This window comes from Demequina sp. (assembly GCF_024642165.1).
Taxonomy (GTDB): domain Bacteria; phylum Actinomycetota; class Actinomycetes; order Actinomycetales; family Demequinaceae; genus Demequina.
Genome location: NZ_JAHEBP010000063.1, coordinates 1 through 11,108, shown reverse-complemented (window position 1 = coordinate 11,108; position 11,108 = coordinate 1). Strand labels below are relative to the sequence as shown.

Genomic DNA, 11,108 nt, shown 5'->3' with positions numbered 1-11,108 from the left:
GCCCGAGCCGCCCGTACCCGCACCCGCGCCTGAGCCGCCCGCGCCCGAGCCGCCCGCGCCTGAGCCGCCCGCACCCCCCACCGAGGAGATCGCGACGCCTGAGAGGGCGCCGCTCGACGACGAGGACGAGGCGGTGCCGGAGTCCGCGGCGGCCCCGGGACCTCTTCCGGACGCCGATGCGGGACCACCCGCCGCATCCGCCGCGCGCCCCGTGTACGTCGAGCCCACGCCCACCCTCCCCGTGAGCCCCTACATGCGGGGCGGAGCGGCGGCGCCGCCGCCCGCCCCGACGGCGGTCCCCACGTTCGAGATCCCCATCGTGGCGCCACGGCGCGCCGTGCCGCCCGCGGCCTCGCCCGCAGCCCTGCCCGAGCCATCGTCCGGCGCATCGTCGACACCCTCGCCATCCGTGCCGCTACCGGCCGACGACAGGACCCAAGTCTCGGCGCGCGTGCGCGAGTCATGGGAGCTCGCCACCTCCGAGGGTGACATCTACCGCATCGACTCCGCGACGGTGCTGCTGGGGCGCTCCGGCGGCCTGCCGCCCACCGACGGCACCCCGCGTGTCGACATCGCGGACTCGACGCGCACCGTGTCGAAGTCCCATGTGCGCCTGACCCTGAAGCGCGGGACGTGGCTGGTGGAGGACCTCGGATCGACCAACGGCACGTACCTGGTGGACGCCGCGGGCCTCGAGGTGCAGGTCGCGGCGGACACCCCCACTCCGGTGGCGGGACGGCTGCTGCTGGGCGACGTTGAGGTCGAGCTCCGGCGACGCGGGGCGGACGCATGACGGCTCACGCCCCGATCGGCGACCACGGAGTGAACGGCGCCGGCGCCACCGCGGTGGGCGGCCGCGCCCGCAACGAGGACGCCTACGTCGCCGAGTCGCCGGTGTACGTGGTCGCCGACGGCATGGGCGGCCACCTCGCCGGCGCGGAGGCCGCCCGTGCGGCCGTCGCCGCCTTCCAGGCGCTCGTGACGGGCGACGCGGTCGCCCCCGAGGACGTCGAGATGGCGCATCTCGAGGCGCGGCGGCTCGTCGCCGAGGTGCAGGAGGATGTGGGGGGCGACAGCGGGACCACCCTCACCGGCGCCGTCGCCGTCCTGCACGCGGGCGCGCCCTGGTGGATGGTGGTCAACGTGGGCGACTCACGCACTTACGCCCTCGATGGCGACCGGCTCCACCAGGTCAGCGTCGATCATTCGCACGTGCAGGAGCTGGTGGCCCAGGGGCGGATCACGCCCGCGGAGGCGCTCATCCACCCGGATCGGAACCTCCTCACACGCGCGATCGGCGACGGCGTGCTGGCGATGGACGCGTGGCTGGTCCCGCAGGTGCCCGGACGGCGGCTGGTGATCGCCAGCGACGGACTCATGAAGGAGGTCGACGACCTCACGATCGGCCAGATCGCGGCGCTCGTGGGGGACCCCGCCGCGGCCGCCGAGGCTCTGGTCGACGCCGCCGTGCAGCGCGGCGCGCGCGACAACGTCACGGTCGTGGTCGTGGACGCGACCGCGGTGACGCCCGCAGGCGCCGATCCGGCGCCGTGGCCGCTCTGGGGAGTGTCCGCGGTGAACGACACGACTCCCAGCTTCCGCCGGCGGAGCGAGGAGTGACCGACGAGCCCACCCGATTCTCGCGGCGACGCCGCGGGGACGATGCGGCTGCCCCGGCCGTCGACGACGCGACCCGCGTGTCAAGCCGCGGCGATCGCACGCAGGCATCGCGTCGGCGCGTCGCCGAGGGTGAGACCCAGCCCGCGCCGGAGACGGACGAGCCGACCCGGCCCGCGTCCCGCACGCCCGGCGCCGCGCCCGCGAAGGCGGACGCGTTCCGCCCGCCGGAGGGCCTCCGCGTCTCCCCCACCCGTCGAGGCGGTTTCGGCGACGATCCGCAGCACTACTACCCGCGCGCGCGCCACACGCAGGCACCGCATCCATCCGGGATCTGGCCCGCGTCCGCAGCCGATCCTCGGCCTTCCCCCGAGGTGCTCGCTCCCGAGGACCGGGCGGCCCGCGACACGCGCTCGCGGCGCGGGCGCGCCATGCGCATGGCGGCCGTGGCGGCGGGCCTGCTCGCCGCCGGTGCCGCGGCGGCGGCGATCGTCGCGATCCTGTGAGGGTTCCGCGGCAGCCTCTTCCGCGAGGTGCCCACGATTAGGCTTGGCCCATGGCCGACGCCCCCCTCCACTCCCCCCTCCATGCCCAACACGTCGCGCTCGGCGCCACGATCGTCCCGTTCGCGGGTTGGGAGATGCCGGTGCGGTACACCGGCGACATTGCGGAGCACTCCGCGGTGCGCACGGCCGCGGGCCTGTTCGACCTCTCCCACATGGGCGAGATCGCGGTGCGCGGGGACGATGCGGCGGCGTTCCTCGACTTCGCGCTGGTGGGGAGGATCTCGGCCGTCGCGCTGTGGGGAGCCAAGTACACGATGCTGTGCACGCCCGAGGGCGGGGTGATCGACGACCTGATCGTCTACCGGCGGGACTGGGACCACTTCGTCATCGTCGCGAATGCCGCCAACAAGGATGTGGTGGTCGCCGAGCTGGCCTCGCGGCTCGGGGGCTTCGACGCGGCGCTGGAGGACATCTCGAGCGACATCGCGCTGATCGCCGTGCAGGGTCCGCGGGCGGAGGGCATCGTGGCGCGGATGTGCACCCGCGGCGCGGACGACATCGTGGCGATGCGGTACTACACAGCGGCGAACGTGCTGCTCGACGGCGACATCCATGCCTTCGCCGCGCGCACGGGGTACACCGGCGAGGACGGCTTCGAGCTCTTCGTCAACGCGGCCGATGCGGCGGCGGTCTGGGGGCTCGCGCTGGCGACGGGAGAAGAGGACGGGCTGATCCCCTGCGGGCTGTCCTCGCGCGACACCCTGCGACTCGAGGCGGGGATGCCGCTCTACGGCCAGGAGCTGACGCGCGAGACCACCCCGTTCGATGCCGGCCTCGGGCGCATCGTCGCGTTCGGGACGGCGGCGAACCCGCGGGGTGACTTCGTGGGCCGAGAGGCGCTGCTGCGCGCGAAGGTCGAGGGCTCGGCGCGCGTGCTCGTGGGCCTGACCGGCGACGGGCGCAGGGCCGCGCGGTCCGGCTACGCGGTGGTGGACGCGGACGGCGCTCCGGTAGGCGTGGTGACGTCCGGCGCGCCATCACCCACGCTCGGCAGGCCGATCGCGATGGCATACGTGCCGCCGACGCTGGCGGAGCCGGGCACCACGGTGGGGATCGACGTGCGCGGGCGCCGCGAGGAGATGACCGTGGTGGCGCTACCGTTCTACTCGCGGGCCTCGTAGGCTCGTCTCATGGCCCGGGGCTCCCGCCTCCCGCCGCAGCTGCCGTTCTGAGAGGGGTTGCCGATGTCGATCGTTCCCGAGGACCTGGCCTATTCGGCCGAGCACGAGTGGGTGTCGGGTGACACCGACGAGGGCGTCGAAGTCACCGTGGGCATCACGGAGCACGCCGCCGAGGCGCTGGGCGACATCGTGTACGTCGAGGCGCCGCGCGTGGGTGACACCGTGATCGCGGGCGAGGTGTGCGGTGAGCTGGAGTCCACCAAGGCCGTGAGCGAGATGTATTCGCCGGTGTCGGGGACGGTGACGGCCGTCAACGAGGCGCTCGAGTCCTCCCCCGAGACCATCAACGCGGACGCGTACGGCGAGGGCTGGATCTTCAAGGTCGAGCTCTCGGAGGACGCCCCGGACCTGCTCGACGCCGAGGCATATGCGGCGACGATCGCCTGAGGCTTCGACGCCGCCATGCCTGTGAACACCCGGCTGGTGGTCGCGGCCGCGATCACCGACTCCCTGGAGGCCCCCCGCCGGCTGCTCGCCGCGCGCCGCAGCGCCCCGTCGGCCTTGGCCGGCCTGTGGGAGTTCGCCGGGGGCAAGGTCGAGCGCGGCGAGACCGCCGAGCATGCGCTGCGACGCGAGCTGCGTGAAGAGCTGGGCGTCGAGGTCGAGATCGGCGAGGAGGTGGTGGGCCCCGACGACGGCCATGGCGTGGAGGCCGCGTGCGGCGACGACCCGGTGTGGATGCTGCGTCCCGGCGACGCCGACGTCGAGCGCCTGGTGATGCGCGTGTGGTGGGCCCGCATCCTGCCCGGTGCGGACGGTACGCCGGTGGAGCCGCGGCCGCTCGAGGACCACGACGAACTGCGGTGGCTTGAGCCCGGAGGCTGGCGCGACGTCCCCTGGCTGCCGGCGGACAAGCGCATCGTCGAGGCGCTGGTGCTCGACGCGGTAGCGCGCCACCGCCGCGCCTACTGCTGAGGCGTCGCCGGCGGCCCCACAGCCGACAAGTGGGACATATCCACATCAAGTGGACGCAAATGTGGAGAACTGGCGCTGTGCGTGCCGGGGGACATCAGTAGGTGCCTAGTGCCGTGCCGCCACGCAGCCGGCGATGTGGTCGTCGACGAGGCCGCACGCCTGCATCGCCGCGTACATCGTGGTGGGTCCCACGAACACGAACCCCGCCTTCTTCAACGCCTTCGCCAGCGCGACCGACTCCGGCGTCGACGCCGGCACGTCCGCCCACGATGGAGGCGCGGCGTCCCGAGGGGCGGGGGCGAAGGACCAGAACAGTTCGGTGAGCGTGGTGCCCTCATCCCACAGCCCCACCACCGCGCCGGCATTGGTGATGGCGGACTCGATCTTGCGACGGTTCCGGACGATCCTGGCGTCCGCCATCAGCTCCTCGACCCGCGCCGGACCGAACGCGGCCACCGCCGCGGGATCGAAGCCCGCGAACGCCTCGCGGTAGCCCGCCCGCTTGCGGAGGATGGTGAGCCAGGACAGCCCGGACTGCGCGCCCTCGAGCACGATCCGCTCGAGCAGTTCCGAGTCGCCGCGCACCGGCCGTCCCCACTCGTGGTCGTGATACGCCTCGTACAGCGGGTCCCCGCCGCCGAAGCAGCGCACCAGGTCATTGGTCTCCGTGATCATGGGTCCAGTGTGGCGGGACGATGCGACGGTCGCGGCACCGGCCTGGCGTCCACAGAGCGACCCGGCCCCTGCGCGGGGTCGGGGACATCGGTGGGTCCCGTCCGGGCGCCCTCGGTCGACGGCGCGCAAGCGGTGCCCTCTTCCGAACTCGTTAACGTGTTAATCATCTCGAGTACGAGTGCCCCTCCTGCGACCCGAGCCCCTGGCCCGGCGCATCGGCGCCGCGTACAGTAAGGCCCGCCATGACCATCCGTGACCTTCTCGCCGCGCGCCGCCCCACGCTCTCCTACGAGCTCTTCCCGCCGCGCACGCCCGCCGCCGAGTCGACCCTCCTGGAGACCATGGCCATGTTGGTGGGCACCCACCCGGACTTCATGTCGATCACCTACGGCGCCTCCGGCACCACGCGCAGCACCTCACGCGACGTGGTCCATCGCCTCGCCCTCCAGCACACGATCCCGCCGCTGGCGCACCTCACCTGCGTGGACCAATCGCGCGCGGAGCTCACCCAGGTGATCGAGGAGTATCTCGCCGAGGGCGTCCGCGACTTTCTCGCGCTGCGCGGCGATCCGCCCAAGGGTCAGGCGGACTGGCGACCCCACCCGGATGGCCTGCTCTACGCCTCCGAGCTGGTGCAGCTGCTGCGCGAGGTCGCGCACGCTCACGGCGTCGACAACCTCAGCGTGGGCGTCACGGCGTTCCCCGCTCAGCACGCCATCGAGCGCTTCCGGCAGCTGGGCCTCGACGTGCTCAAGGCCAAGCAGGAGGCCGGCGCGGACTTTGCGATCACGCAGGTCTTCTACGAGGTCGACCAGTACTCGGCGTTGGTCGAGGGCGCGGCGGCGCAGGGTATCGACCTGCCCGTGATCCCTGAGGTCATGCCGCTGGTGAGTGTGCGCCGCGCCGTCCGCGCCGCCGAGCTCACGGGTGTCGAGACGCCTGCGGAGCTGTTCAGTGCGCTCGAGGCGGCCCAGGACGACGATGGAGCGCGGGCCGCCGGGGTCGCGCACGCCGCACGGCTGTCGCGGGACCTGCTGGAGGCGGGCGCGCCGGGCATCCACATCATCACGTTCAACCGGCACCAGGCGGCGCTGGAGCTGGTCGAGTCGTTGGGGCTGGGTCGGTAGCAGCCGCGCGCCCTACCCTGCCTGGAGCGTGACCTTCGCGCCGTGCTCGATGGTGCGGGACACGGTGCACGTGCGCTCGTGCGCCGCGCGCAGGGCGGGCTCCACGCGGGCGCGGGCCTTGTCGCCGTCGGCGCCCTCGGGGAACTCGACGTGGAAGGTCACCACGATGTCGCGCAGGATGTTGCCGCCGTCGCCGGTGACCTTGTCCGCGGTGACCGTCGCCTGCCATGCGGTGGGCTCGGCACGTCGCGACGTCATCACATCCAGATCGGTCCCCGAGCATCCGGCGACGGCCGCGAGCAGCAGTTCGACGTTCCCGAACCCGCCCTCGGCGTTGTGGCCGAAGCGGAGCTCGTCGCCGGCCTCGTTGGTGGCGATGTACACACCCTCGGCCTCGCGGCGGAGGGTGACGGTGCGGGGCGAGGATTCTTCCATGCCTTCGATCCTCCCACGCCGGTGCGCAGCGCCGTGCCCGCGGGCGCCGGGAGGCCCACGCCGGCGGTCCGCCCTTCGGGACGATGCGTCCACCTGTTGGACACCGCGCCTGGCGAGGAACGGCGCGGCGAGATAGAATCGCGGCGCAACTCGGCGCCCGAGCGTCGACCAAGCGCAATGGCGAGCCCGCCGCGCACCAACCTCCATGAGGAACCATGACTGAGCAGAACACCGCCCACGCCCCTGCGCCCGCCTTCCCCGGCGGCACGATCCTCGGTTACCCGCGCATCGGCCGCATGCGTGAGCTGAAGAAGGCGCTCGAGTCGTTCTGGAAGGGCGCGACCACCGCGGAGGACCTCGAAGCCGCCGCCAAGGACCTGCGCCTCGCGAACCTGGCGCGCCTTGCGGAACTGGGCCTCGCGAAGGACGCGAGCGCCATCCCCAGCAACTTCTCGTTCTACGACCACGTGCTCGACGCGGCCGTCACCCTGGGTGCGGTCCCGAGCCGTTTCGCGGACCTGCGCGCCGCCGATGGCTCCGTGGACCTCGCCGGATACTCGACCATCGCCCGTGGCGTGGACGACAAGGCGCCGCTCGAGATGACCAAGTGGTTCGACTCGAACTACCACTACCTGGTGCCCGAGATCGGGCCCGACACGGAATTCGCGGTGTCCAGCACCCGCTGGGTCGACCAGTTCGTCGAGGCCAAGGAGGCTGGCTATCTGACCCGTCCGGTCATCACCGGCCCGCTCACCTTCCTGTACCTGTCGAAGCCCAGCGACGAGGCCCCCGAGGGCTTCCGCCCGATCTCGCGCCTCGAGGACGTCCTCGAGGTGTACGGCAACCTGCTGGAGGCGTTCAAGGCAGCCGGAGCCGAGTGGGTCCAGATCGACGAGCCCATCCTGGTTGCCGACATCGACGCCGACCGCTCCGAGGTCCTGGCGAACGCCGCGAAGGTCTATGGCTCGCTCGCCGCGCTCGCCAACCGCCCCGAGCTGTTCGTGGCCGCGCCCTACAACTCGCTCGACGATGCGCTGCCGGTGCTGGTCGACTCGGGCGTCGAGGCGATCGGCCTGGACCTGGTGCGCGGCGCGGTGCCGTCGGGCACCGACCTGTCCGGGGTCACCGTCGTCGCCGGCGTGGTGGACGGCCACAACATCTGGCGCACCGACCTCGACGCGGCGCTGCGCAAGGCGGCGGAGATCGAGGCGCTCGGCGCAACGGTCGCCGTGTCCTCCTCGACCTCGCTGTTCCACGTGCCCCACACCCTCACGGGCGAGGAGCACCTGGGCGAGGAGCTGATCAGCTGGCTCGCCTTCGCCGATGAGAAGGTGGCGGAGATCGTCACCCTCGCGGGCGCCCGAGCCGGCGGCTCGGAGCAGGTCGCGGACGCCCTGGCGGCCGCGCGGTCCGCGCTCGCCTCGCGCAAGGCGCACCCGGGCACCAACAAGGCGGACGTGCGTGCGGCCCTCGCGGCCGTCACGCCCGCGGAGCTCGAGAGGTCGGCTTACTCGGTGCGTGTTGCGGCGCAGGCAGCCCGCTTCCACCTCCCGGAGCTCGCGACCACCACCATCGGCTCGTTCCCGCAGACCCCGGAGATCCGCAAGGCGCGTGCCGCGTGGGCCAAGGGTCAGATCGACGACGCCGCCTACGAGGACGCCATGAAGGCGGAGATCGCCTCCGTGGTGTCGATGCAGGAGGGCCTTGGGCTGGACGTCCTGGTCCACGGCGAGGCCGAGCGCAACGACATGGTGCAGTACTTCGCCGAACTGCTCGACGGCTTCGACGTCACCGTCAACGGCTGGGTCCAGTCGTACGGCTCGCGCTGCACCCGCCCGTCGATCCTGTGGGGCGACGTCACGCGTCCCGCACCCATGACGGTCCGGTGGGCCGCGTACGCGCAGTCGCTGTCGGACAAGCCGGTCAAGGGCATGCTCACGGGGCCGGTCACCATCCTCGCGTGGTCGTTCGTGCGCGACGACCAGCCGCTGGGCGTCACCGCCAACCAGGTGGGCCTCGCGCTCCGAGACGAGATCCGCGACCTCGAGGCGGCCGGCATCGGCATCATCCAGGTCGACGAGCCCGCGCTGCGCGAGCTGCTCCCGCTGAAGAAGAGGGACCAGGCGGCGTACCTCGAGTGGTCGGTCAACTCGTTCCGGCTCGCGACCTCGGGCGCGCACGACGACACCCAGGTGCACACCCACCTGTGCTACTCGGAGTTCGGCGAGATCATCGACGCGATCGACGGCCTGAACGCCGACGTGACGTCGATCGAGGCCGCGCGCTCGCGCATGGAGGTGCTACCCGCGATCAAGGGCCACGGCTACGAGCGTCAGATCGGCCCGGGCGTGTGGGACATCCACTCGCCGCGCGTTCCGTCGACCGAGGAGATCACCGAGCTCCTCACGTTGGCGAAGGAGTCGATCCCCGGCACGCAGCTGTGGGTCAACCCCGACTGCGGCCTCAAGACCCGCGCCTACGCGGAGACCACCGCGACCCTGGAGCACATGATGGAGGCGACCAGGGCCGTCCGCGCCTAGCGTCCCTCGGTCTCTGGCACGGCCCGGCTCCCTCGGGGGCCGGGCCGTCGTCGTCGCCCGCCCGGCCGCGCCGCGTGGCACCATCGGAGGTGACCAGAGAGGACTCACCCATGGCGAACAACGACGGCTTCACCGCTGAGGAGCGCGCGGCGATGAAGGAGACCGCGGCCGAGCGCCGCGCCGCGGCCAAGCGCGGCAAGGGCGAGGAGAAGGCGGCCGCCGATCTCGCCGATGTGCTGGCCAAGATCGCGGCGATGGACGATGCGGATCGCGCCCTTGCGGAGCGCGTCCATGCGATCGTCACGGAGGTCGCGCCGGGGTTGGCGCCTAAGACCTGGTATGGCATGCCGGCGTATGCGCGCGACGGCAAGGTCGTGTGCTTCTTCAAGGACGCGGGCAAGTTCACGTCGCGCTACGCGACGCTGGGCTTCGAGGAGGCGGCGCAGCTGGACGAGGGCACGATGTGGGTGACGTCGTTCGCGATCACGGAGATCGGCGACGCCGAGGAGGCGCAGATCCGCGAACTCGTGAGGCGCGCTGCTGGCTGACCGGGCCCGGCTAGCAGGCGGCGTTCTCGACGTAGCCGTTCTTCGAGTCGAAGCGCACACCCGGGCTCGACGAGACGTCGCCGCCGGGATTTCTGAGTTGGACGCACCAGTCGTCGACGGCGGTGCCCTGCCAGGACACGAGCTCGACGCCCGGAGACGCGCCCAGCACCACCTTGCCGTCGATCACATAGTTCCTGTCGGCGTTCATCGTGACGCTGCTGACCGGCGCCTCGTCGTAGGCGACACGAATCGTGATTCCCAGGTTCATCGCGTCGGACTGGGCCGCGGAGTCCCTGGCCTTCGCCTGCTGATTGAGGTACAGCGGTATCGCGATGGCGGCGAGAACACCGATGATGATGATGACCACCAGCAACTCGACCAACGTGAAGCCGCGATCATCGCGACGCTGCGGGTGTGTCATGAGTCCGCCCCCCTCAAGGCTCGTGGTCCCCAGTCTGCGTGCGGTGGCGCGTCGTGGCAAGCCTGGGGTGTGACATGCGTCACAGCGCGAGCTGCCAGTACCCCACGTCGATCCAACGGTCGAGCTTGAATCCGGCGTCGACCACGGTTCCCACGTGGCGGAACCCCAGTCGCTCGTGCAGCGCGACCGAGCCCTCGTGGGGAAGCGCAATCACGGCCATCACGGACCGGACCGGCGCGTGCACCGACCCCTCGAGACCGCGCAGGCGGTCGAGCAGATCGGAGTAGATCGCGGTGCCGAGGCCCCCGCGCCGGACCCCGGCGTCCAGGTACACGGTCGCCTCCAACGTGTGTCGGTAGGCGATGCGGTCACGGAACGGGGCGGCGTAGGCGTAGCCGACGATCTCGCCGCCGAGCTCGACCACGGTCCACGGGAGGCCGCGCTCCTGAACCCCCTCGATGCGCGCCCACATCTCGTCGGCGGAGACGGGCTCGATCTCGAACGTCGCCGTGTCGTGCGCCACGTAGTGGCCGTAGATCTGGGCGATGCGTGCCGCATCGGTGGCGGGGACGGCTTCTCTGATCACGTGCCCATTATCTGCGCTCGCAGCGCGGGCGCCAGGGCCCGCACGTACGGTGAGCGAGCGGGCAACGACGCCCGTGCACGTCCGAGCTCAGGTGGCGACCGTCAACGGCTCATCGCGTTCGATGCGCTCCTCGTAGGCTCGCCTACCGCGCAGATAGCGCCACGACGATGCGGCGATGGCGACGCCTATGAGTCCGGCGACCGTGGTGACCAGGAATCCGCCATGCGACCCGTGGCGGTCGATGATCCAGCCGGCGAGCCACGCGCCGGCCGCGATGCCCACGTCCATGCCGGTGCGGGTCCATGTCATGCCCTCGGTCATGCGTGAGCGCGGGATCAGCGCATGGACAACGCCGTCGCCCACCGCCATCGTGGGAGCGATCGCGAGGCCGGTGAGGAACATCAGGGCGCCGAGCCACAGCATGGTGGGCGCGAGCACGAAGGTGGCGGCGCCCACTCCGGTGGCGGTCACGCCCCACAGCAGCCTCGACGCGAGCG

At 71.9% G+C, this 11,108-nt stretch carries 14 protein-coding genes; 9 read left to right on the top strand and 5 right to left on the bottom strand.

Annotated features, from left to right (window positions below):
• The 6 genes from Q0L54_RS07245 to Q0L54_RS07220 all read left to right on the top strand — a co-directional run.
• Nucleotides 1–793 (top strand): FHA domain-containing protein (locus tag Q0L54_RS07245; RefSeq protein ID WP_296666622.1); only part of this gene is annotated, 793 nt, incomplete at its 5' end.
• Nucleotides 790–1,620 carry a protein phosphatase 2C domain-containing protein gene (locus Q0L54_RS07240; RefSeq protein WP_296666619.1) on the top strand — a complete coding sequence of 277 codons (831 nt, stop codon included), beginning with the start codon at nt 790–792 and terminating at the stop codon, nt 1,618–1,620. The genes Q0L54_RS07245 and Q0L54_RS07240, both read left to right, overlap by 4 nt.
• Complete coding sequence (locus tag Q0L54_RS07235; RefSeq protein ID WP_296666617.1) at nt 1,617–2,123, top strand: hypothetical protein; 507 nt, start codon at nt 1,617–1,619, stop codon at nt 2,121–2,123. Before Q0L54_RS07240 ends, Q0L54_RS07235 begins: the two co-directional genes overlap by 4 nt.
• Nucleotides 2,124–2,173: 50 nt before the next feature.
• The gene (gcvT, locus tag Q0L54_RS07230; RefSeq protein ID WP_296666615.1) at nt 2,174–3,304 is read left to right on the top strand and encodes a glycine cleavage system aminomethyltransferase GcvT; all 1,131 of its coding nucleotides are present in this window, start codon (nt 2,174–2,176) and stop codon (nt 3,302–3,304) included.
• Between the two features lie 63 nt (nt 3,305–3,367).
• On the top strand, nt 3,368–3,751 hold the full coding sequence (gene gcvH / locus Q0L54_RS07225; protein ID WP_296666613.1) for a glycine cleavage system protein GcvH: 384 nt from the start codon (nt 3,368–3,370) through the stop codon (nt 3,749–3,751).
• A 15-nt stretch (nt 3,752–3,766) separates the two neighbouring features.
• A complete protein-coding gene (locus Q0L54_RS07220) occupies nt 3,767–4,279 on the top strand; it encodes a (deoxy)nucleoside triphosphate pyrophosphohydrolase (protein ID WP_296666612.1) in 513 nt (170 codons plus the stop codon).
• Between the two features lie 105 nt (nt 4,280–4,384).
• Here Q0L54_RS07220 and Q0L54_RS07215 read toward each other — a convergent pair whose 3' ends face one another.
• Nucleotides 4,385–4,954, bottom strand: a complete 570-nt coding sequence (locus Q0L54_RS07215) for a DNA-3-methyladenine glycosylase I (protein WP_296666610.1) — start codon at nt 4,952–4,954, stop codon at nt 4,385–4,387.
• A gap of 242 nt (nt 4,955–5,196) precedes the next feature.
• Between Q0L54_RS07215 and Q0L54_RS07210 the strand changes: the two genes are divergently transcribed.
• Nucleotides 5,197–6,081: a methylenetetrahydrofolate reductase gene (locus Q0L54_RS07210; RefSeq protein WP_296666607.1), complete on the top strand. Its 885-nt coding sequence runs from the start codon at nt 5,197–5,199 to the stop codon at nt 6,079–6,081.
• Between the two features lie 12 nt (nt 6,082–6,093).
• On the opposite strand, the gene Q0L54_RS07205 is transcribed toward Q0L54_RS07210, so the two are convergent.
• Entirely contained in the window at nt 6,094–6,516 is a 423-nt protein-coding gene (locus Q0L54_RS07205) for an OsmC family protein (RefSeq protein WP_296666606.1), read from the bottom strand.
• Between the two features lie 215 nt (nt 6,517–6,731).
• Here Q0L54_RS07205 and metE point away from each other — a divergent pair, with 215 nt between their 5' ends.
• Nucleotides 6,732–9,056: a 5-methyltetrahydropteroyltriglutamate--homocysteine S-methyltransferase gene (gene metE / locus Q0L54_RS07200; protein WP_296666603.1), complete on the top strand. Its 2,325-nt coding sequence runs from the start codon at nt 6,732–6,734 to the stop codon at nt 9,054–9,056.
• A 110-nt stretch (nt 9,057–9,166) separates the two neighbouring features.
• Nucleotides 9,167–9,604 (top strand): iron chaperone, encoded by a 438-nt coding sequence (locus tag Q0L54_RS07195; RefSeq protein WP_296666598.1) that lies wholly within the window; start codon nt 9,167–9,169, stop codon nt 9,602–9,604.
• Nucleotides 9,605–9,614: 10 nt separating this feature from the next.
• On the opposite strand, the gene Q0L54_RS07190 is transcribed toward Q0L54_RS07195, so the two are convergent.
• The 3 genes from Q0L54_RS07190 to Q0L54_RS07180 all read right to left on the bottom strand — a co-directional run.
• On the bottom strand, nt 9,615–10,025 hold the full coding sequence (locus Q0L54_RS07190; protein WP_296666596.1) for a type IV pilin protein: 411 nt from the start codon (nt 10,023–10,025) through the stop codon (nt 9,615–9,617).
• Nucleotides 10,026–10,104: 79 nt separating this feature from the next.
• Nucleotides 10,105–10,611 carry a GNAT family N-acetyltransferase gene (locus Q0L54_RS07185; RefSeq protein WP_296666594.1) on the bottom strand — a complete coding sequence of 169 codons (507 nt, stop codon included), beginning with the start codon at nt 10,609–10,611 and terminating at the stop codon, nt 10,105–10,107.
• Nucleotides 10,612–10,698: 87 nt separating this feature from the next.
• On the bottom strand, nt 10,699–11,108 hold a 410-nt coding region (locus Q0L54_RS07180; protein WP_296666591.1), incomplete at its 5' end, for an MFS transporter.